The sequence below is a fragment of the Burkholderia sp. R-40 genome (genome assembly GCF_049942845.1).
Lineage (GTDB): Bacteria > Pseudomonadota > Gammaproteobacteria > Burkholderiales > Burkholderiaceae > Burkholderia > Burkholderia ambifaria.
The window spans coordinates 1,445,822-1,465,451 of the sequence record NZ_CP187968.1 but is presented as its reverse complement, the minus strand read 5'-3'; the positions used below and the strand labels follow the sequence as shown (position 1 = coordinate 1,465,451).

Annotated in this window: 20 protein-coding genes; 13 read left to right on the top strand and 7 right to left on the bottom strand. The window is 67.1% G+C overall.

Annotated elements, in window-relative coordinates; translation table 11 throughout:
- Window positions 1–18 precede the first annotated feature (18 nt).
- Together ACP26O_RS22960 and pobA are read right to left on the bottom strand one after the other, a co-directional pair.
- Window positions 19–735, bottom strand: a complete 717-nt coding sequence (locus ACP26O_RS22960; RefSeq protein ID WP_006756646.1) for a 3-oxoacid CoA-transferase subunit A — start codon at window positions 733–735, stop codon at window positions 19–21.
- 144 nt (window positions 736–879) lie between these two features.
- Window positions 880–2,112 (bottom strand): 4-hydroxybenzoate 3-monooxygenase, encoded by a 1,233-nt coding sequence (gene pobA, locus ACP26O_RS22955; RefSeq protein ID WP_175664376.1) that lies wholly within the window; start codon window positions 2,110–2,112, stop codon window positions 880–882.
- 116 nt (window positions 2,113–2,228) lie between these two features.
- Here pobA and ACP26O_RS22950 point away from each other — a divergent pair, with 116 nt between their 5' ends.
- The 3 genes from ACP26O_RS22950 (at window position 2,229) to ACP26O_RS22940 (ending at window position 4,688) form a co-directional block, all read left to right on the top strand.
- Window positions 2,229–3,155, top strand: coding sequence for a LysR family transcriptional regulator (locus ACP26O_RS22950; RefSeq protein WP_126226838.1), 927 nt, complete (start codon window positions 2,229–2,231; stop codon window positions 3,153–3,155).
- A gap of 100 nt (window positions 3,156–3,255) precedes the next feature.
- A complete protein-coding gene (gene folE, locus ACP26O_RS22945; RefSeq protein WP_006756649.1) occupies window positions 3,256–3,885 on the top strand; it encodes a GTP cyclohydrolase I FolE in 630 nt (209 codons plus the stop codon).
- The gene (locus ACP26O_RS22940) at window positions 3,885–4,688 is read left to right on the top strand and encodes an SDR family oxidoreductase (protein WP_006749274.1); all 804 of its coding nucleotides are present in this window, start codon (window positions 3,885–3,887) and stop codon (window positions 4,686–4,688) included. Before folE ends, ACP26O_RS22940 begins: the two co-directional genes overlap by 1 nt.
- A gap of 32 nt (window positions 4,689–4,720) precedes the next feature.
- Here ACP26O_RS22940 and epsC read toward each other — a convergent pair whose 3' ends face one another.
- Together epsC and ACP26O_RS22930 are read right to left on the bottom strand one after the other, a co-directional pair.
- A complete protein-coding gene (gene epsC / locus ACP26O_RS22935; protein WP_105833567.1) occupies window positions 4,721–5,641 on the bottom strand; it encodes a serine O-acetyltransferase EpsC in 921 nt (306 codons plus the stop codon).
- Window positions 5,642–5,785: 144 nt separating this feature from the next.
- Window positions 5,786–6,019: a hypothetical protein gene (locus tag ACP26O_RS22930; protein ID WP_011659947.1), complete on the bottom strand. Its 234-nt coding sequence runs from the start codon at window positions 6,017–6,019 to the stop codon at window positions 5,786–5,788.
- A gap of 278 nt (window positions 6,020–6,297) precedes the next feature.
- Between ACP26O_RS22930 and ACP26O_RS22925 the strand changes: the two genes are divergently transcribed.
- The 3 genes from ACP26O_RS22925 to fnr all read left to right on the top strand — a co-directional run bounded on the left by ACP26O_RS22925 (window position 6,298) and on the right by fnr (window position 8,697).
- The gene (locus ACP26O_RS22925) at window positions 6,298–6,708 is read left to right on the top strand and encodes a DUF3005 domain-containing protein (protein WP_175664375.1); all 411 of its coding nucleotides are present in this window, start codon (window positions 6,298–6,300) and stop codon (window positions 6,706–6,708) included.
- Window positions 6,709–7,316: 608 nt separating this feature from the next.
- Entirely contained in the window at window positions 7,317–7,787 is a 471-nt protein-coding gene (locus ACP26O_RS22920; RefSeq protein ID WP_105833564.1) for a universal stress protein, read from the top strand.
- A 160-nt stretch (window positions 7,788–7,947) separates the two neighbouring features.
- On the top strand, window positions 7,948–8,697 hold the full coding sequence (fnr, locus tag ACP26O_RS22915) for a fumarate/nitrate reduction transcriptional regulator Fnr (protein ID WP_126226341.1): 750 nt from the start codon (window positions 7,948–7,950) through the stop codon (window positions 8,695–8,697).
- Between the two features lie 68 nt (window positions 8,698–8,765).
- Here the strand turns inward: fnr and ACP26O_RS22910 are convergent, their stop codons facing one another.
- Window positions 8,766–9,659, bottom strand: coding sequence for a LysR family transcriptional regulator ArgP (locus tag ACP26O_RS22910; RefSeq protein ID WP_011659943.1), 894 nt, complete (start codon window positions 9,657–9,659; stop codon window positions 8,766–8,768).
- Window positions 9,660–9,764: 105 nt separating this feature from the next.
- On the opposite strand from ACP26O_RS22910, the gene ACP26O_RS22905 reads away from it, so the two are divergent.
- Complete coding sequence (locus ACP26O_RS22905) at window positions 9,765–10,385, top strand: LysE/ArgO family amino acid transporter (RefSeq protein ID WP_011659942.1); 621 nt, start codon at window positions 9,765–9,767, stop codon at window positions 10,383–10,385.
- A gap of 374 nt (window positions 10,386–10,759) precedes the next feature.
- Window positions 10,760–11,707: an aldo/keto reductase gene (locus ACP26O_RS22900; RefSeq protein WP_138849790.1), complete on the top strand. Its 948-nt coding sequence runs from the start codon at window positions 10,760–10,762 to the stop codon at window positions 11,705–11,707.
- 217 nt (window positions 11,708–11,924) lie between these two features.
- On the opposite strand, the gene ACP26O_RS22895 is transcribed toward ACP26O_RS22900, so the two are convergent.
- Window positions 11,925–12,890 carry a helix-turn-helix domain-containing protein gene (locus tag ACP26O_RS22895; protein WP_426356327.1) on the bottom strand — a complete coding sequence of 322 codons (966 nt, stop codon included), beginning with the start codon at window positions 12,888–12,890 and terminating at the stop codon, window positions 11,925–11,927.
- 187 nt (window positions 12,891–13,077) lie between these two features.
- Here ACP26O_RS22895 and ACP26O_RS22890 point away from each other — a divergent pair, with 187 nt between their 5' ends.
- From ACP26O_RS22890 to ACP26O_RS22870, 5 genes are all read left to right on the top strand, one after another.
- Window positions 13,078–13,611, top strand: a complete 534-nt coding sequence (locus tag ACP26O_RS22890) for a 2,4'-dihydroxyacetophenone dioxygenase family protein (protein WP_126226333.1) — start codon at window positions 13,078–13,080, stop codon at window positions 13,609–13,611.
- Between the two features lie 18 nt (window positions 13,612–13,629).
- Window positions 13,630–14,931: an MFS transporter gene (locus ACP26O_RS22885; RefSeq protein WP_175701266.1), complete on the top strand. Its 1,302-nt coding sequence runs from the start codon at window positions 13,630–13,632 to the stop codon at window positions 14,929–14,931.
- 1 nt (window position 14,932) lies between these two features.
- The gene (locus tag ACP26O_RS22880; protein ID WP_175664372.1) at window positions 14,933–16,054 is read left to right on the top strand and encodes a 2,3-butanediol dehydrogenase; all 1,122 of its coding nucleotides are present in this window, start codon (window positions 14,933–14,935) and stop codon (window positions 16,052–16,054) included.
- On the top strand, window positions 16,032–16,754 hold the full coding sequence (locus tag ACP26O_RS22875) for an SDR family NAD(P)-dependent oxidoreductase (protein WP_175664371.1): 723 nt from the start codon (window positions 16,032–16,034) through the stop codon (window positions 16,752–16,754). Before ACP26O_RS22880 ends, ACP26O_RS22875 begins: the two co-directional genes overlap by 23 nt.
- A gap of 200 nt (window positions 16,755–16,954) precedes the next feature.
- Window positions 16,955–18,046, top strand: coding sequence for a porin (locus ACP26O_RS22870; RefSeq protein WP_175664370.1), 1,092 nt, complete (start codon window positions 16,955–16,957; stop codon window positions 18,044–18,046).
- 67 nt (window positions 18,047–18,113) lie between these two features.
- Here ACP26O_RS22870 and ACP26O_RS22865 read toward each other — a convergent pair whose 3' ends face one another.
- Window positions 18,114–19,601: an NAD-dependent phenylacetaldehyde dehydrogenase gene (locus ACP26O_RS22865; protein ID WP_175664369.1), complete on the bottom strand. Its 1,488-nt coding sequence runs from the start codon at window positions 19,599–19,601 to the stop codon at window positions 18,114–18,116.
- Between the last annotated feature and the right edge of the window lie 29 nt (window positions 19,602–19,630).

Here is a 19,630-nt window from a genome sequence, read left to right as displayed (position 1 = left end):
TCGAATTCCTCGGGGCAGTCAGGCGGCTTGGGATGCGGCACGTTCGGCAGCCAGCTCGGCCGCATGTGCGGCCTGCGGCACTTCGACGACACGCTGCACGAAAATGCCCGGCGTCACGATGTGTTCCGGGTTCAGCCCGCCGAGCGGCACGACTTCCGACACCTGCACGATCGCGACCTTCGCGGCGCTCGCCATGATCGGCCCGAAGTTGCGCGCGGTCTTGCGATACACGAGATTGCCCCAGCGGTCGCCCTTGTACGCCTTCACCAGCGCGAAATCGGCGTGGATCGGCGTCTCGAACACATACGACTTGCCGTCGATCACGCGCGTTTCCTTGCCTTCCGCGAGCTTCGTGCCGAAGCCCGTCGGCGTGAAGAAGCCGCCGATGCCGGCGCCCGCCGCGCGGATCCGCTCCGCGAGGTTGCCCTGCGGCACGAGCTCGAGCTCGATCTCGCCCGCGCGGTACAACGCGTCGAACACCTGCGAGTCGCTCTGGCGCGGGAACGAGCAGATGATCTTGCGCACCCGCTTCGCCTTGAGCAGCGCCGCGAGGCCCGTCTCGCCATTGCCCGCGTTGTTGTTGACGATCGTCAGGCCGCGCGCGCCCTGCTCGATCAGCGCGTCGATCAGCTCGGACGGCATGCCTGCCGTGCCGAAGCCGCCGATCATGATGGTCGCGCCGTCGTGGACGTCCGCGACCGCCGATTGAAGCGATTCGAAAATCTTGTTGACCATGTCTCTTCCTGATACGAACCCGCGGCACGATGCGCGGCCTGTCGAGGGGACACGCGCGTGCCGCGTGCCGCGCCGGAGGCCGTTGTCGACCTTCGGCATTTGTTCGCTATTCGAACCTAGATTCGATTAGCGAACGATGGCCGATCATAGAGTCGCGCACAGCGCGTTGTCAAGGCGGGATCCCTCGGGGGTCGGCTGGTCGTCGAACGGCAGGCCGACGTAGTTTTCGGCCAGCGACTGCGCGGCGGCCCGCGAGCGCGTCACGTATTTCAGTTCGGCAAACTTCAGGCGATTGACGAACGGCGAGTCGTCCGGCGACGCATGCAGCATGTTCGTCATGAAGTACGAGAAATGTTCGGCGCGCCACACGCGTTCGAGACAGGTCGCCGAATAACGCTCGAGCGGCGTCGCGTCGCCGTCGCGGTAGCGGGCGCCGAGCGCGCGGGACAGCGCGCGGACGTCGGCCACCGCGAGGTTCATCCCTTTCGCGCCGGTCGGCGGCACGATGTGCGCGGCGTCGCCGGCGAGGAACAGGCGGCCGTATTGCATCGTCTCCGACACGAAGCTGCGCATCGGCGTCACGCTCTTCTGCGTGATCCGGCCCTCGGTCGGCGTCCAGCCGGTGTCGTTCGAAAAGCGCGTGTGCAGTTCGTCCCAGATCCGCGCATCGGACCATTCGGCGAGGTTTTCGTCGGGCTTGCACTGCAGGTAGAGGCGCGTGACCGTCGGCGAGCGCATCGAGAACAGCGCGAAGCCGTTCTCGTGATGCGCGTAGACGAGTTCGTCGAGCGACGGCGCCGCGTCGGCGAGGATGCCGAGCCATGCGAACGGATACACGCGCTCGAACGTGTTCAGCCGCTCGGCGGGAATCGTCTGGCGCGCGATGCCGTGGAAGCCGTCGCAGCCGGCGATGTAGTCGCAGTCGATGCGGTCCGCGCGGCCGTCCGCGTGCTTGAACGTGACGAACGGGTGCTCGCTCTCGACATCGTGCAGCGCGACGTCGGTGACTTCAAAGTGCATCGCGTGGCCATGCGCATCGCCGGCCGCGATCAGATCGCGCACGACTTCGTGCTGGCTGTAGACGGTGATCGCGCGCCCGCCGGTGAGCGCGCTCAAATCGATGCGATGGCGCTGGCCGGAGAACAGCAGCTCGATGCCGTGATGCTCGAGCCCTTCGCGGCGCATCCGCTCGCCGAGGCCGGCTTCGTTCAGCGTGTCGACGGTGCCCTGTTCCAGCACGCCGGCACGAATGCGGTTCTCGCAATATTCGCGCGAACGCGCTTCGACGAGGATGGTATCCACGCCCTGCAGGCGCAGCAGATGGGAAAGCAAAAGGCCGGATGGACCGGCGCCGATGATGGCGACCTGGGTGCGCATTGTTCGTCTCCTGAACATTAATTCGAATCGTCGAACACATTTGAGCGCTTTCCCGACTATGCAGCAACGCGATTCAGGAGATATGTTGTATACGCTTTCTAGATACTGGCCCGGCGATGGACACGCTCGATCTGAACCTCATTCCCTACCTCGTCGCGCTCGATGACACGCGCAACGTCAGCCGCGCCGGCGACCTGCTCGGCGTGAGCCAGCCGCGCGTGAGCACGGCGCTCGGCCGCCTGCGCGAGTATTTCGGCGATCCGCTGTTCGTGCGCACGTCGCGCGGAATGGAGCCGACGCCGCGCGCGCTCGCGCTGCTGCCGGCCGCGCGTGACGCGCTCGCGCAGATCGAGCGCGGCCTCGTCGCGCCGCACGACTTCGATCCGGCGGCGAGCACGCATACGTTCTCGATCGCGCTGTCGGACGTCGGCGAGATCGTGTTCCTGCCGAAGCTGCTGCAGGCGTTCGCGACGCGCGCGCCGCATGCGAACCTGCGCTCGGTCTCGCCCGCGCACGACGAAGTCGGTCGCGGCCTCGAAGCCGGCTCGATCGATCTGGCGGTCGGCTACTTCCCCGATCTCGACGGCAACAACTTCTTCCAGCAGCGGCTGTTCACGCACCGGTTCGTCTGCCTGATGCGACGCGGCCATCCGTTCGAACAGGCGCCGCCGTTCACGGTCGAGCAGTTTCTCGGTTGCGGGCACGCGGTCGTGCGCGCCGAAGGACGCAGCCAGGAGGTGCTCGAGAAATACCTCGCGAAGCAGCGCATGCACCGGCGCGCGGTGCTCGAGACGCCGCACTTCATGAGCCTGCCGTTCATCCTCAGCCGCACCGACCTGATCGCGACGGTGCCGCACGCGATCGGCTATGCGTACGCGGCCGAGCACGCGTTCATCGTGCCGGTCGAGCCGCCGCTGCCGCTGCCACGCTTTGACCTGAAGCAGCACTGGCATCGCAAGTTCCACAACGATCCGCGCACCGCGTGGCTGCGTGGAGTGGTCGCGTCGCTGTTCAACGACGAGCAGGACGAGTGGCCGAAGTGAAGCCAGGCGAGCGGCGCCCGCACACACGCGCCGCGAAAGCATGAAACAATGACCGGATATTCGCGCCGCCGCAGGCGGCCGCATTCGATGGAGCGACTAGATGGGTAAAAAAACCGCGCGACCCGAGCCGGCCGCATCCCGCCCGAGCCGGAAAGAAGCCGAGGAAGCCGTTCGTGTGCTGCTGCGCTGGGCCGGTGACGATCCCGCCCGCGAAGGCCTGCTCGACACGCCCGCACGCGTCGTGCGCGCGTACGAGGAGTTCTTCGCCGGCTATGCGCTGGAGCCGCGCGAGATCCTCGCGCGCACGTTCAGCGAAGTCGACGGCTACGACGAGATGATCGTGCTGAAGGACATCCGCTTCGAGAGCTACTGCGAACACCACATGGTGCCGATCATCGGCCGTGCGCACGTCGCGTATCTGCCGAACCATCGCGTCGTCGGCATCTCGAAGCTCGCGCGCCTCGTCGACGCGTTCGCGAAGCGCCTGCAGATCCAGGAAAAAATGACCGTGCAGATCGCCGATACGCTGTTCGACGTGCTGCAGCCGAAAGGTGTCGGCGTGATCCTCGAAGCCGCGCACCAGTGCATCTCGACGCGCGGCATCCATAAGCCGGGGGTCGAGATGGTCACGTCGCGCATGCTCGGCACGTTCCGCACCGACCCGTCGACGCGGCGCGAATTCCTGTCGATCGTCGCGAATCCTTCTTCAGTCAACCTGACGAATACGTAATGCAGTCCACGAAGCAAGCGGCGAATGCGCCGGTCGTACTCGTGACCGGCGCCGCGCGCCGGGCCGGGCGCGCGTTCGCCGAGTATTTCTCCGCGCACGGCTATCGCACCGCGATTCACTACGACCGCTCAGCCGATGCCGCGCATGCGGCGGCCCGCACGATCGCCGAACGCGGGCACGACTCGGTCGCGCTGCAGGCCGACCTGTCGGACGCCGCGCAGATCACCGCGCTGATCGACCAGGTGTATGCGCGCTTCGGCCGCCTCGACGTGCTGGTCAACAACGCGTCGGTGTTCTGGCAGGATCATTTTCCGAGCTTCGACCTCGCGGCGTTCGACCAGGCATGGGCCGTCAACTGCCGCGCACCGATCCTGCTCACGCGCGCGTTCTACGAACGGGCCCGCGCGGCCGGCACGCAGGGCGTCGTCGTGAACGTGGTCGACCAGAAGATCAAGGAAAACTTCCATCGCGACCATTTCAGCTACACGGTCGCGAAGGCCGCGCTCGGCAACCTCACGCAGATGCTCGCGCTGTCGTCGTCGCCGGTGCTGCGCGTGAACGCGGTGTTCCCCGGGCTGATGCTGCCGAGCGACGACCAGACGCAAGCCGACTTCGAACACGCGAGCCGCGCGTCGACGCCGCTCGCGCGCATCGCCGGCCCCGACGACGTCGCGAGCGCGATCCTGCTGCTGACGGGCAGCGCCTACAACGGCGTGGATTTCGTCGTCGACGCGGGGCAGAACCTCATCCGCGTCGACCAGGACGTGCTGTACAAGCATCGCTCGCCGGCCGGCAAGCACTGACCTCCGACGAGCGGCGCCGTTCGCGCGCCGTGTTACGGCTTCTCGCCGCTGCCGCCTTCGCGGACCTTGCCCTGTGCGACGCTCGTGCCGGGCGGCACGCTGTGCGTGAGCCACACATTGCCGCCGATCACCGAGCCGCGCCCGATCGTCACGCGGCCGAGAATCGTCGCGCCCGCGTAGATCACCACGTCGTCCTCGACGATCGGATGCCGCGCATTACCCTTGACCAGCGCGCCTTCGCCATCGGCCGGGAAGCTCTTCGCGCCGAGCGTGACGGCCTGATACACGCGCACGCGCTCGCCGATGATCGCGGTTTCGCCGATCACCACACCGGTGCCGTGATCGATGAAGAAGCTCGGGCCGATCTGCGCGCCCGGGTGAATGTCGATGCCGGTGGCCGAGTGCGCGATTTCATTGATGAATCGCGCGAGCAGCGGCACGCCAAGCTGGTGCAACGCATGCGCGAGCCGATGGTGCATCATCGCGAGCACGCCGGGATAGCACAGCAGGATCTCGGTGATGTGCTGCGCGGCCGGATCGCCCGCATACGCGGCCTGGATGTCGCTGACGAGCAGCGCGCGAATCGACGGCAGCTGCCGGCCGAACTCGCGCGCGATCTCGAATGCGCGCTCGTCGAGCTCGGCGAACGGCGTGTCCGCATGCTCGGGCAGGAACGGCAGCGCGCGGCGAACCTGCTCGGACAGCACCCGCAGCGTGCTTTCGAGCGTGTGGCCGACGTAGTAGTCGACGCTTTCGTCGGTCAGATCCGGCGCGCCGTAGTGCGTCGGAAACATCGACGCGCGCAGGCCGGTGACAATCTTGCAGATCGCGTCGCGCGACGGCAGCTCGCGGATGCCGCGCGGATGACGTGTGCGATGGAGTTCCTCGCGCGACTCGCGCAAGCCGGCGACGATTTCCTCGAGGCCCCACTGACGGACGGGTGATGTCGACATATGCCAATGCAGGCAGCCGCGCTCGATCGCACGGCCGCTAATAAAGTAACGGGTTCCGCAAGATTACCGCGTTTTCGTCCGGCAGCGGCACGCCGGGGGATCGGCCGGACGGCCAACGTGGATGCCGACGCCGCGCGACGCGCGTCAGATCGTGATGCTGCTCGCGTCGATCCAGCGCACGGCCCAGTCGCGCGCGTGCGCGATCGCGTCGCCTTCGTCGTTGAACTGGAGCTCGGTCGGGAAAAAGCGGTTGGCGACGAGCTCCCCGTCGCTCGATCGGGAGATCACGACGTAGGGCTTGAACGACCCGTCACTGGCGCGCGCGGGCGCGCAATTCAACAGATAACCGCGGTGCGTGAAAGCAGTAGTCGCTTGCATGAATCCGCCACCTCTAGTCCCTTGTTTGTTGTTCGCTACCCGTCTTTAAGGGTGCTGCGACGTCCCCGTGCGGGCAGAGGCGGCGAGACTGCATCCCCTGTCGCCGCTTCGCAGGAAAAGAATCATACTCTGTAGAAAACGGCGGTTCTAGCTGAAATAAATCATGACAAATCAGCGCGCGCCCGGCGATCGCGGCGATCGCCCGCGCGCCGTTTTCCCGTCTTGCCCGGAACGGGACTTGCTTCGATCCCGAGCGCTTCGCCGCCAGGAGAGCCGCGATGGAAACGTCAGCTCAAGGGCGCGCCGTGCACCCGCGCAGCATCGAACTCGACAACGACGATACGCACGACAGCACCGTCGACACCGACGGCAAGAATCGCGAGGCTGCCCGTCTCGCGAGCGGCGGCGCGTTCTCGCCCGACCAGATCACGGGCAGCAACGCGTCGCTCGTCAACGCGGTGCCCGAAGGCGCCGACGGGTTCGCCGGCTTCGACAGCCGGCCCGGCGGCAATCATCCGGCGTTCGCGCTGCGTGCCGGCTATATGGTGATCGAGAAGGGGTTCGACGCGCCGTCGCGCGCAGCCGACGAGCCGTTCGGCCCGATTCATCGGATGTACGGCAGCGCGTACTGGCCCGGCCACGGACGCCGGCCAGAACGGGTGATCGAAATCACGACGGTGCCGGAGTAGCGCGCGCGGCGTTTGAATCGGTCGTTCGAGGGGCCCGTTGGCGTGGCGGGGTCGGTGGCGGATGCGTGCCGGTTTTGCGGTCGGTGTGTCGTCGATAGCGCGATCGTTCGGATCGGCTGTGGTATCGATATCAGCGCGGGATTCGGCATTCTCAGTTCCGCGATATCGGGCGTCGAATCCTCAGCAACGCCGATGCACGGGCGTTGATCGAAGTCACGCCGTCGCGACGCGGATGCGGTCCAATGGAGGGCGAGGCTAGCGGTTCGTCAGGTGGTCGTCGGCATACGTCGATGACGCCGGCGTGCGGGCCGGACGCGCTCGCACGCTGCGCCGCGCCGTCGCACGATGCCGGGCAGCCGTGACCGGTGGGGCGAGCTGGTATTCGCTCGACGCGCGCGCGCTGTCATTGCGCGCGGCCACCCATCGCGATCCGTCGCGCGCGTCGCGCTCATCGCGAAACGCGGCATGCAGCGCGCGCATGGCTCGCGATCGCGACGACCGGCACGTCGCTGCAGAGTCCCTGCCGTTGGTTTACTCTGCCTCGCAGCAACGCAGGGCCCACTCGGCCATTCGGCCGACTTTCGTCCAACCCGCCACTCGGAGACACTATGTACAAGCGCATTCTGGTTGCCATCGACGGCAGCGACACGTCCCGCCACGCGTTCGATGCCGCGCTCGCGCTCGCGAAGGAGCACGGTGCCGAACTGCAACCATTCTACGTCGTCGAGAACGCCGCGATCTACTACAACGTGCCGGGCTACGACCCGTCCGTGCTGCGCGATCAGCTCGTCGCGCAAGGCAATGCGCTCGCGGCGGATTTCACGAAGCTGATGCAGGCGGCCGGCGTGAAGGGCGCGACGGTGATGAGCGAGGCGTCGTCGATCAACGACGTGTCGACGCTGATCCTCGATGGGGCGAAAGCGTTCGGCGCCGATCTCCTGGTACTCGGCACGCACGGCCGCCGCGGGTTCCGTCGCCTCGTGCTCGGCAGCATCGCCGAACAGTGCGTGCGGCACGCGACGCTGCCCGTGCTGCTGATCCCGGCCGCCGCGCATGCCGACGCCGATCAGGATCTCTGAGCGGCAGCGTACGCAGCGCGCACGTGCAGCGTGCATGCCGTGCCAGCATGCCGCTACGATGCCTGCGGCATGCGCGCGCGGTCGCGACGTTTTGTCACCCGACAGCGGCAACTTGCGGTGGGACAATGATTTCGTCGATTCAACGCCGGAGTAAACGATCATGCTGACGCCCGTCGCCACACGCCCCGCGGCCCCGTTCCATGCAGGCAGCCGGGCGGCTCCCCGCCAGGCCCCGCACTGCTCGTCGTGCGCCATGCGGCACCTGTGCATGCCGCAGGGTCTCGCACCCGAAGCGCTCAGCCGCCTCGAATCGGTCATCTGCGCGGCGCGCCCGGTCAAGCGCGGCGAAGCGCTGTTCCGCGAAGGCGACACGTTCGACAACCTGTACGCGGTGCGCTCGGGTTCGCTGAAAACCGTCGCCACGCGCCACGACGGCCGCGAACAGGTCACCGGCCTGCACCTCGCGGGCGAAGCGCTCGGCCTCGACGGCATCTGCGACGATACCCACCCGCGCACCGCGGTCGCGCTGGAAGACAGCTCGGTCTGCGTGATTCCGTACAGCGCGCTCAAGTCGCTGTGCTCGGAGGCCGGCACGATGCAGCTGCGCATGCACAAGCTGATGAGCGAGCAGATCGTGCGCGAAACGTCGCAAACCATGCTGCTCGGTTCGCTGAACGCGGAAGAGCGCGTGGCCGCGTTCCTGCTCGACGTGTCGGCACGCTACCTGAAGCGCGGCTATTCGCCGTCGGAATTCAACCTGCGGATGACGCGCGAAGACATCGGCAGCTATCTCGGCATGACTCTCGAAACGGTCAGCCGCACGCTGTCGAAGTTCCAGAAGCGCGGCCTGATCGAAATGCAGGGCCGCCTCGTGCAGATCGTCGATTTCGACGGCCTTCATCACGTCTGACCCCGCGCGGCGCGCGACCTGCGCGCCGCCGCCCGCTTCTCGCGGCTCTCTTACCTCTCCCGCTTCGATCAGTCGAGAAACAGCGCGGCACGCGTCTTGAGCGCCGCGCTGAAGTCGTCGAGCCAGCCGATCGACAGGCGCCAGCTCTGCCAGTACAGCTCGATATCGACGGTCCGCCCGCGCGACATGTCGACCAGTTCGCCCGCCGCCAGCTGGCGATCGACCATCCGGTCCGGGCACATTCCCCATCCGAGCCCCGTTTCGCATGCGCGCAAGTAGCCCGCGACGTGCGGGATCCAGTGTTGCGGCGGATCGAGATCCGCACGCGTCACGCGCCGGATGAAGCGCGCCTGCAGGCCATCTTTCGGATTGAACATCACGCACGGCGCGCGGCGCAGCGCATCGCGCGTGATGCCGGCGCCGAAATAGCGGTCGTAAAACGCCGGCGAACACACCGCGCGATAGCGGATGCGCCCGAGCCGCGTCGACCGGCATCCCTGGATGGGCTCGGCCTGCGCGGTCACCGCGCCCTGCACGCTGCCGTCGCGAATGCGCGCGGCCGTATGGTCCTGGTCGTCGATCACGAGGTCGAGCAAGGTCTCGCGCTCGGTACAGAAGGGCCCGACCGCGTCGATGAACCAGGTCGCGACGCTGTCGTCGTTGACGGCCACGCGCAATGTCGGCCACGCGCTCGCGATCTGGCCCGGCAACGCGGGCATCCGGCCGCCCAGTTCGGCCTCGAGCAACTGCACGCGTTCCGTATGCCGGCATAGAAGCGCGCCGGACGTCGTCGCGACGCATGGCTGCCCGCGCTTGACGAGCACGCTGCCGACGCGCTCCTCCAGGAGCTTCACGCGCTGCGATACCGCCGACGGCGTGACGTTCAGCTCCTTGGCCGCCCGTTCGAACGAACCGTGCCGGATCACCGCCGCCAGGGCGTCGAGCAACGCATAGTCGAGCATTAGATTTCCTTAATCAGCATTAGGTGAATTAGCTTCTCTTATGTTTCGGCTGACCGCAGACTAGCGCTAACCGATTCCCCCGTCTACCGCTTCACCTTCTCCATCATGAACTGGATCGCTTTTTCCCACGGCGCCGCCCTGTGCGGGTCGCTCATCGTCACCATCGGCGCGCAGAATGCATTCGTGCTCCGGCAAGGCATCATGCGCTCGCATGTCGGCAAGATCGTGCTGCTGTGCGCGCTGTCCGACATGATCCTGATCGGCGCGGGCGTCGGCGGCGCGTCGGTGCTCGTCGAACGCTATCCGACCTTCGTCCACGTGGTGCTGTACGTCGGCCTCGCGTATCTCGCATGGTTCGGCTTCAACGCGCTGCGCCGGGCGTTCAAGCCGGGACACGAAACGCTCGACGTGCGTGGCGACGCCGTCGCGCCGCCGCCGCAGAGCACGGTCGCGATCGTGCTGATGACGCTCGCGTTCACGTGGCTCAACCCGCACGTGTATCTCGATACGTTCCTGCTGATCGGCACGGCCGGTGCGCGCGAGCCGGAAGGCGCGCGCCTCGCGTTCGCGATCGGTGCGATGGCGGTCAGCGTCGTGTGGTTCCTCGGGCTCGGATACGGGGCGCGACTGCTCGCGCCGTGGTTTCGCAAGGCCGTTGCGTGGCGCGTGCTGGATGGCGCGATCGGCAGCATGGTGCTGTTTCTCGCGGCCGTGCAGTTGCGGTGACGCTTGATGATTGACCGATCGCGGGCGGCCACTAGCCGCCCGTGTTTCGTTCCGCTCCGATGCTGCGTCACAGAACGCCGGTTTCCACCCGCCTCTCGACCGTCCGCTGCCGCGCCCAACCACGGCAAAATTCGGTTCCCGATCGAACGCAGTCGCACGGATGGTGCACATAGCGGACGATTCGTCCGTCATCCGCCGCAAGTCCTCCGTCACCGCGGCCGCGTGATCGCTGCACGATCCCGGTCGATGCGCGAGAATATTCGAGCATCCCGCGACAACGGCGAAAGCGCGTCGCCCCTCCGCCATCCCGTCGCATTCAACTCGACCGGTCCCGCCGTTCAATCCCGTTCACCCCGCAGCATCAGGAGAGCAACATGGCACTACGCACCCTCGGCACGTCGGACATCCAGGTTTCCCCGCTCGCCTTCGGCGGCAACGTCTTCGGCTGGACCGTCGACGAGAACGCATCGTTTGCGCTGCTCGACGCGCTGGCCGACACCGGCATCAACTTCATCGACACGGCCGACGTCTATTCGGCCTGGGCGCCCGGCAACAGCGGCGGCGAATCGGAAACGATCATCGGCAAGTGGCTCAAGCGTTCCGGCAAGCGCGATCAGGTCGTGATCGCGACCAAGGTCGGCCTGCTCGAGGCGCGCGCGGGCCTGTCGAAGGACAACATCCTGAAGGCCGCCGACGATTCGCTGCGTCGCCTGCAGACCGACTACATCGACCTGTATTTCTCGCACCGCGATCTCGCCGACACGGCCCCGCTCGAGGAAACGCTCGCCGCCTACCAGACGCTGATCGACGCGGGCAAGGTGCGCATCATCGGCGCGTCGAACTACAGCGGCGCGCGCCTGCGCGAAGCCGCCGACATCAGCAAGCGCGACGGCCTGCCGGCTTACCAGGTGATCCAGCCGGAATACAACCTGATCGACCGGGCCGAATACGAGCGCGATCTCGAACCGGTCGTGCGCGACCTGAAACTCGGCGTCGTCAACTACTACGCACTCGCGAGCGGCTTCCTGTCGGGCAAGTACCGCAGCGAAGCCGACCTGAAGAAGAGCGTGCGCGGCGATCGCGTCGCCGGCTATCTCGATGCGCGCGGCCTGCGCATTCTCGCGGCGCTCGACGACGTGTCGGCGAAGCACGGCACGCAACCGGCCGCGATCGCGCTCGCGTGGCAAATCGCCCGGCCGACGATCACCGCGCCGATCGCGAGCGCGACGTCGCTGTCGCAGCTCGCGCTGCTCGGCGAAGCGATCCGCGTGAAGCTCGATGACGAAGATATCCGCAAGATCGACGAGGCCAGCGCGGTGTGAGGGCGTTTGCGGCCGGGCGGCGGCCTGCACCGCGGAGTTCGCGGTTCAACGGTTCGGCGGATTGCGGATCTGCTATCCGTCGGCGATGCCGCGCATCGTGTCGGGCAGCAGGCAACCGGCGACACGAACACGCCAGCGCCCCCCGCCACGACGAAAACACAATGAAAACGCAAACGGCGCGTGAACCACGCGCCGCTTCAACCCCGGTTCCGCTATTTCAACAAGCGTTACGCAGCGCCATCGGCGACGCACCGTAGCGTTCGCGAATCGCGCGGCTGAAGTGCGCCTGGCTCGAGAACCCCCAGCGAAACGCGATCTCGCCGATGCTCGTCTTGCGCAGGCGCGCATCGACCAGTTCGCGATGCGCATGCGACAGCCGCTCGGACCAGATGTGCTGCGTGATCGAGTCGCCTTCGCCAGCAAAAAGCCGGCTCAGGTGCCGCAACGACAGCCCGACCGCATCGGCGACCGCCTGCGGCCCGAGCTCCGGATCGCCGAGATGCATCGCGATGTATTGCTTCGCGGTCAGCAGGTACGACAGCGACGCGCGCGATGCGCCCGCGCCGTTCACTTCCGCGTCGATGAGCTCCGCGACCAGCGTGCGCGTATGTTCGACGAAGCGGGCTGAGTCCTCCTCGACCGGATCCCGCATGAACCGCTCGACGCTCGCGCGCAGCGTCGCGCCGAGCATCGCGCCCGCGCCCGGTTTCGGCGCGATCCGCAGCGGCAGCGCCGCCAGCTCCGCGTCGAAGAGGTCGTCGAACGTGGTGATCGGAATGTCGACCAGCAGCTGCCGCATCGGCGTCAGGAATCCGAACAGATAGGGCACGCGCGTGTCGTACACGACGACATCGCCGGCTTCCGCGAGCAGGCAACGGTCGCGCTGGATGAAATACGCGCGACCGCTCAGGATCTGGCACGCGAACAGCGACTCCTTCGGCAGTTGACGCACCAGCGCGGGGCTGCGCTCGATCACGTGATCGCGGCCGCTGATGTCGGCGACGCCGAGCCCCGGCAGCGCGAGATCGGTTTTCTCGACCTCGAGCCCCGCCGGCGACAGCGACGAGCAGCGCAGGCCGACCAGCGTCGCGGCGTTGAACGCATCCCAGTACGCCATCCGGTCGCGCGCCGGCACGTCGGCCGTCGAGCCTCGCGTGCATGAAAGAACGGTCGAATTCGTCACGTCGCCTCCTGGAATCGCCTGTCGTGCGGAGCGGCACGGATTGGGGGATGGTGCGTAGCGTTATTGGTGCAGTGCGGTGCGGCGCGATGTCCGGCCCGATCAAGCAATTCGTCCAGCCCAGTCAAGAGCGCCGCGCACCGGCTGGCTAAAGTCGAACCCACGACATCCAACGACAAGGAGACACACCGTGGTCGACAAAGCCGTATCCGAATTCTGGCAAAACATCGCGCCGATTGCCAATCCGTTCAAGCCCGATGCGCTGCCGGAAGCCTACATCCCGAACGCGGCCAGCGACGACGAGCGCCTTTACGTTCCGTTCACCGAAACGGTTTCATCGCGGCCGCTATGGATCTCGCCGTCGCAGAATAAATGGTGCGACATCCTGATGGCGAAGGAAGCGGGGCTCGTGAACCGCCACTATCACCCGCACGAGGTGTTCGCTTACACGCTGTCGGGCAAGTGGGGATACCTGGAGCACGAATGGACCGCGACGCGCGGCGATTTCGTGTACGAAACGCCCGGCGAAGGCCATACGCTCGTCGCGTTCGACCATCCGGAACCGATGCGCGCGTTCTTCATCGTCAAGGGCCCGCTGATCTGGCTCGACGACGAAGGCAACCCCGACGGCTACTTCGACGTGCATTCGTACATCGCGATGTGCAAGGCCCATTACGAGAAGGTCGGCCTCGGCGCACAAGCGGTCGAGAAGCTGTTTCGCTGACGCGCGACGAGGCCGCTCATGACATCCCATCCTTCCTCCAAACCGGCATGGACGTATGAGAACAGGCTGCTGCTGATCCTGTTCATGACGTTCGGCTTCGTGTTCTTCGACCGCCTCGCGCTGTCGTTCCTGTTCCCGTTCATGTCGGCCGAGCTGCATCTGTCGAATACGCAGCTCGGCATGGTGTCGTCCGCGCTCGCGCTCACGTGGGCGCTGTCGGGTGCCGCGACCGGCGCTTGGTCCGATGCGCGCGGCACGCGCAAGCCGCTGCTGATCGCCGCGGTGCTCGGCTTCTCCGCGTGCTCGGCGCTGTCGGGGCTCGTCGGCGGCTTCGCGAGCCTGATCGCGTTCCGCGCGCTGATGGGCATCGCAGAAGGGCCCGTGCTGCCGCTGTCGCAATCGCTGATGATCGAGAGTTCGACGCCGAGCCGTCGCGGATTGAACATGGGTCTGCTGCAGGGCTCGGCCGCCGGCCTGCTCGGCGCGATGATCGGCCCGCCGGTCGTGATCGGCATCGCGACCGCCTACGGCTGGCGCGAGGCGTTCTACGTCTCGTGCATTCCGGGCTTCCTGATCGCGTTCTGCATCTGGCGCTGGGTGCGTGAAGTGCCGCCCGGCGGCGTCCGGCATGCACAGGCCGTCGGCGCCGGCGCGCCGGCCGCGAGCGGCGCGGCGATCAACCGCTGGGCGCTGCTGAAGGAACGCAACATCCTGCTTTGCGTGCTGATCAGCTGCTGCTTCCTCACGTGGTTCGTCGTGATCATCTCGTTCGCGCCGGTCTTCCTCGTGGAAAGCCGCCATCTGTCGCCGGCCGACATGGGCATTGTGATGACCTGCCTCGGCGCCGCGTGGGTGTTCTGGGGCTTCGCGGTGCCGGCGATCTCCGATCGCATCGGCCGCAAGCCGACGATGATCGCGTTCGCGCTGGTCGCGGCCGGGTGCCCGATCGTGATGATCCATGTCGGCTCGGTCTGGGCGCTCGGCACACTCGTGTTCGCCACGTACACGGGCCTCGGCTGCTTCACGCTGTTCATGGCGACGATCCCGGCCGAAACCGTGCCGCCCCGCGCGATCGCCAGCGCGCTCGGCCTGATCATGGGCGCGGGCGAGTTGATCGGCGGCTTCATCGCGCCGACCGTCGCGGGCTTCACGGCCGACAGGTACGGCCTGCAGTTCGCGATGTGGACGTCGGCCGCCGGCGCGATTCTCGCGTGCGTGCTGTCGTTCGGCCTCGTCGAAACCGCGCCCGCCGTGCTGCGCAAGCGCGCGCTCGCCGGCGCCACCACCCGTCTCGATACCCAGAACCTCGGAGGACGCTGACATGCGTGCACTTCAATGGCACGGCCCGCGCGACCTCCGCGTGGTCGATCTCGACACGCCGCGCGCCGGGCCCGGCGAGGTCCGCATCGCGGTCGCGTATTGCGGCATCTGCGGCAGCGACCTGCACGAATATGCGGACGGCCCGCATGCGATTCCCGTCGACACGCCGCATCCGCTGTCCGGCCGCACCGCCCCGCTGACGCTCGGTCACGAATTCTGCGGCACCGTCGTCGAAGTCGGCACGGGCGTGACGACGCTGACCCCGGGCGACCGCGTCGCGGTCGAGCCCGAGTATCACTGCCACCAGTGCGCGTACTGCCGCTCCGGCTCGTACAACCTGTGCGTATCGATGGGCTTCGCCGGCCTGATGGGCGACGGCGGGATGGCCGACTTCGCGGTCGTACCGGCCTACATGCTGTATCGGCTTCCCGACGACGTCAGTCTCGAACAGGCCGCGGTGATGGAACCGGCGGCCGTCGCGCTGCATGCGCTGCGGCGCGGCGAGCTGCGGCTCGGCGACACCTGCGCGGTGTTCGGGCTCGGGCCGATCGGCCTGCTGCTGATCATGCTCGCGAAGCTGCAGGGCGCGACGACCATCGTCGCGGTCGACGTGTCGCCCGAGCGGCTCGCGGCGGCCGCGCGCTTCGGCGCGACGCACGCGTTCGACGCACGCTCGCTCGACGCGCCGGTGCTGCGCGACGCGATCCGCGAAGCGGCGGGCGGCCTCGGTGTCGACGTAAGCTTCGAGGCGGCCGGCCTGCCGGCCACGTTCGAGGCCGCGATGCAGGGGCTGCGCAAGGGCGGCCGCCTCGTGATGGTCGGCCTGATGCCGCATGCGGGTTTCGATGCGTTCCGCGCGGTCAACGACGAGCTGACCTTCACGGCGAGCGTCGGCTACCGGCACGTGTACGAAGACCTGCTGCGGCTGATCGGGTCGGGCGCGCTCGATCTCACGTCGATCGTCACGCGCACGGTCGCGCTCGAAGACGCCGTCGCCGACGGCTTCGATGCGCTGCTCGCCGATCGCGCTCAGATCAAGATCCTGGTTGCGCCGCCGCGCCGTCATGCGCGCCGTCTTCACACCGTCGGGAGCATCGAGCATGAGCCGCCCCTGGTCGTTTGACGGCAAGACCGTCGTCGTGACGGGCGGCACGTCGGGCATCGGCGCGCGCACCGCGTGGCGTTTCGCGGAAGCGGGCGCGTCGGTCGTCGCGCTCGGGCTCGAGGCCGCCGGCCCGCATGCGCCGGTGCATCCGGGCATCCGCTGCGTGGAACTCGACGTGACCGACGGCGAAGCGTTGACGCGCAGGATCCGCACGCTGCCGCGCGTCGATGCGCTCGTCAATGGCGTCGGCATCAGCCGGCACGCCGACGAGTACAGGCTGGACCAGTTCGAGCTCGTGCTGAACGTGAACCTGACGTCGGTGATGCGGGCATCCGACGCCGCGCTGCCGGCGCTGTCGGTGAGCGGCGGCAGCATCGTCAATGTCGCGTCGATGTACACGTACTTCGGCAGCAAGGACCGGCCCGCCTACAGCGCGAGCAAGGGCGGCATCGCGCAGCTCACGCGCTCGCTCGCGCAGGCGTGGGCCGAGCGCGGCATCCGCGTGAACGCGGTGGCGCCCGGCTGGATCGACACGCCGCTCAGCAGCGCGCTGATGGCCGACACGCACGCGTCGCGGCGGATTCTCGAGCGCACGCCGCTCGCGCGCTGGGGCACGGCCGACGAGGTCGCGGAAGTGATCCTGTTCCTGTGCTCGCCCGGCGCGTCCTTCGTCACCGGCGCGATCGTGCCGGTGGACGGCGGGTATTCGACGGTATAGCGGCCGGCGCACGCGGGCATCGGCGCATGCGCCACGCGCCGGTGCCCGCGTGCGCGTTCCGGTTCCGATTCGATCGCGTTTCCGTTCTCGTTCCCAGCACGACCGGATCGGCAGCCGAACGATTCACTACCTTCATATCAATCAGTAGTCCAATCAAAAATATTCCGGCAAGACCGGAAACATGTGAGGAGCATTTGGAGATGACGAAAAAGACCCTGCTGGCCCTCGCGGCCTGCACGATCCCCGCCGCGGCCTTCGCGCAGAGCAGCGTGACGATGTTCGGGCTGCTGGATGCCGGCATCAGCTATGTCAGCAACGAAGGCGGCCATGGCAACGCGAAATTCGACGACAACATATTCTTCCCGAACCTGCTCGGCTTCGAAGGCAAGGAGGATCTCGGCGCCGGCACGCGCGCGATCTTCCGGCTCGTCAATCAATTCTCGCTCGCGAACGGCTCGATGATCGGCGGCGGGTTGTTCGCGCGCACGGCCTATGTCGGGCTGCAGAACGATCGCTATGGCACGCTGACGCTCGGCAACCAGTACGAGTTCATGGTCGATTCGCTGGCCGCGAGCGGCAACGAGATCGCGCAGGATCTCGTCGGGCTGTACGGCTTTCGCAACGGGCCGTTCGACACGCTCGCGCTGCCGAACAACCCGACCGGCGCATTCGACTGGGACCGCGTCGCGGGCAGCAATCGCGTCGCGAATTCGGTCAAGTACACGTGCGCGTCGATCGCGGGCCTGACCTTCGGCGCGCTGTACGGCTTCGGGAACGTCGCGGGGTCGGTCGGCGCGAATAACACGGTCAGCGTCGGTGCGAGCTACGACAACGGCCCGTTCGGCGCGGGCGCGGCCTATACGAACCAGAAGTACGGCGCGGCGGATAGGCACCCGGCCACCACCGTGCGCAACTGGGGCGCGGGCGCGCACTACACGCTCGGCACGGTGACGGCGAAGGCGCTTTTCACGACCGTGCACAACGCGTGGAATGGTGCGGGCGCGTGGTCGGCAGAAGCCGGCGCCGCCTGGCATCCGTCGCCGGTCTGGGTGATCGGCGCGAGCTACACGTACATGAAGGGCAACGATACGCTCGATAACGCGCATGCGCACCAGCTCCTGGCCGCCGTCCAGTACTGGCTGTCGAAACGCACAATGGTGTACGTCGCGGGCGTGCATCAGCGCGCGAGCCACGGCAGCCACGCGCAGATCAACGGCGTGATGGACGCGAACGGCGCGTCGAGCGGCGCGCTGCAGTCGGTCGCGCGGATCGGGTTCAGTACGCGGTTCTGAGCGGCAGCCGCTTGTGACTGAAACGCCCGCCCGGTCCTGCCCGGGCGGGTTGCGCGGGGCGGCTTCGTCAGAAGCGAATGGTCACCGCTTTCGGCTCGGTATAGGCGTCGATGAACGACGAACCATACTCGCGGCCGATGCCGGACCCCTTCGCGCCGCCGAACGGAACGGCCGGGTCGACCAGCGTATGCATGTTCACCCACACCGTGCCGGCTTCGATGCGCGGCACGTAGCGCAGCGCCTTCGACAGATCGTTCGTCCACAGGCTCGCGGTCAGCCCGAACGGCGTGTCGTTCATCATCGCGATCAACTCTTCCTCGTCGTCGAACGGCACAAACGCGCCGACCGGCCCGAAGATCTCCTTGCGGTACGAAGCCGATTCCAGCGAACGCGGCAGCACGATCGTCGGCTTCACGTAGAAGCCGTCGCGCGCGTACGCGCCGCCGCCCGTGACGATCGTGTCGCCTTCCGAGCGTGCAAGGTCGAACGCGTCGACGCACTTGCGGAACTGCGGTTCGTTGCAGACGGGGCCGATCATCCCGGCGTCGTCCATTGGATCGGCCGGCTGGAAGCCGTCCAGGCGCGCCTTCATCTTCTCGACCACCTCGTCGAACTTCGAACGATGCACGAAGAAGCGTTCGGCCGATGCGCACACTTGCCCGCTATGCAGGAACCCCGCTTCGACGATGCCATCGAGAATCTTGTCGACCGGTGTATCGGCCAGGAATGCCGCCGCGTTCTTGCCGCCCAGCTCGAGCGTGAAGCGCGTGAAGTTCGCGTTGACGGCTTGCTCGCCGATGATGCGACCGGTCGGCACCGAACCCGTGAACGATACCTTCGCCACGCGCGGATCGCCGATCACCTTCGCGCCGACCTGGCCGGTGCCGTTGATCACGTTGAGCGTGCCGGCGGGCAAGCCGGCTTCGGTCGCCAGCTCGGCGATGCGCAGCATCGTGAGCGGCGTGAACTCCGACGACTTGATGAGCACCGTGTTGCCGGTCGCGAGCGCCGCGCCGAATTTCCACACGGGGATCATCACCGGGAAATTCCACGGAATGATCCCGAACACGACGCCCAGCGGCTCGCGCAGCGTGAACGACGTGTAGCGCTCGCCGTTCATGCTGGGAAACGACGGGGCGAGCGTTTCGCCCGCGATCTTCGTGGCCCAGCCCGCGTAATAGCGCAGCCAGCGTGCAGACCAGCCGACCTCGATCACGCGCGACAGCGCGATCAGCTTGCCCGACTGCGCGGTTTCGATCTGCGCGATCTCTTCGCCATGGGCTTCGATCAGGTCCGCGAAGCGCAGCAGGATGCGCTCGCGATCGGCCGGCGTCAGGTTGGCCCACTCGCCGCGAAACGCGCGATGTGACGACGCGAGCGCGGCTTCGACGTCGTCATCGGTCGCCTGCGCGACCGAGCCGATCACCGCGCGCGTGGCCGGATCGCGCACGTCGATCCGTTCGCCGCGGCCGGCTACCGCGCGGCCGTCGATGTAATGACCATGTTCGCGCGCGAGAAACGCGCTGACTTCGTCCAGCATCCGAACCAGTGCCATCTGTATTCCTCCGGAAATCCCATTGAGTG

What these genes read in the sequence shown, in the direction of transcription:
- ACP26O_RS22960 (WP_006756646.1), bottom strand. Translation starts at nt 735, where the DNA reads ATGGTCAACAAGATTTTCGAATCGCTTCAATCGGCGGTCGCGGACGTC.
- pobA (WP_175664376.1), bottom strand. Translation starts at nt 2,112, where the DNA reads ATGCGCACCCAGGTCGCCATCATCGGCGCCGGTCCATCCGGCCTTTTG.
- ACP26O_RS22950 (WP_126226838.1), top strand. Translation starts at nt 2,229, where the DNA reads ATGGACACGCTCGATCTGAACCTCATTCCCTACCTCGTCGCGCTCGAT.
- folE (WP_006756649.1), top strand. Translation starts at nt 3,256, where the DNA reads ATGGGTAAAAAAACCGCGCGACCCGAGCCGGCCGCATCCCGCCCGAGC.
- ACP26O_RS22940 (WP_006749274.1), top strand. Translation starts at nt 3,885, where the DNA reads ATGCAGTCCACGAAGCAAGCGGCGAATGCGCCGGTCGTACTCGTGACC.
- epsC (WP_105833567.1), bottom strand. Translation starts at nt 5,641, where the DNA reads ATGTCGACATCACCCGTCCGTCAGTGGGGCCTCGAGGAAATCGTCGCC.
- ACP26O_RS22930 (WP_011659947.1), bottom strand. Translation starts at nt 6,019, where the DNA reads ATGCAAGCGACTACTGCTTTCACGCACCGCGGTTATCTGTTGAATTGC.
- ACP26O_RS22925 (WP_175664375.1), top strand. Translation starts at nt 6,298, where the DNA reads ATGGAAACGTCAGCTCAAGGGCGCGCCGTGCACCCGCGCAGCATCGAA.
- ACP26O_RS22920 (WP_105833564.1), top strand. Translation starts at nt 7,317, where the DNA reads ATGTACAAGCGCATTCTGGTTGCCATCGACGGCAGCGACACGTCCCGC.
- fnr (WP_126226341.1), top strand. Translation starts at nt 7,948, where the DNA reads ATGCTGACGCCCGTCGCCACACGCCCCGCGGCCCCGTTCCATGCAGGC.
- ACP26O_RS22910 (WP_011659943.1), bottom strand. Translation starts at nt 9,659, where the DNA reads ATGCTCGACTATGCGTTGCTCGACGCCCTGGCGGCGGTGATCCGGCAC.
- ACP26O_RS22905 (WP_011659942.1), top strand. Translation starts at nt 9,765, where the DNA reads ATGAACTGGATCGCTTTTTCCCACGGCGCCGCCCTGTGCGGGTCGCTC.
- ACP26O_RS22900 (WP_138849790.1), top strand. Translation starts at nt 10,760, where the DNA reads ATGGCACTACGCACCCTCGGCACGTCGGACATCCAGGTTTCCCCGCTC.
- ACP26O_RS22885 (WP_175701266.1), top strand. Translation starts at nt 13,630, where the DNA reads ATGACATCCCATCCTTCCTCCAAACCGGCATGGACGTATGAGAACAGG.
- ACP26O_RS22880 (WP_175664372.1), top strand. Translation starts at nt 14,933, where the DNA reads ATGCGTGCACTTCAATGGCACGGCCCGCGCGACCTCCGCGTGGTCGAT.
- ACP26O_RS22875 (WP_175664371.1), top strand. Translation starts at nt 16,032, where the DNA reads ATGAGCCGCCCCTGGTCGTTTGACGGCAAGACCGTCGTCGTGACGGGC.
- ACP26O_RS22870 (WP_175664370.1), top strand. Translation starts at nt 16,955, where the DNA reads ATGACGAAAAAGACCCTGCTGGCCCTCGCGGCCTGCACGATCCCCGCC.
- ACP26O_RS22865 (WP_175664369.1), bottom strand. Translation starts at nt 19,601, where the DNA reads ATGGCACTGGTTCGGATGCTGGACGAAGTCAGCGCGTTTCTCGCGCGC.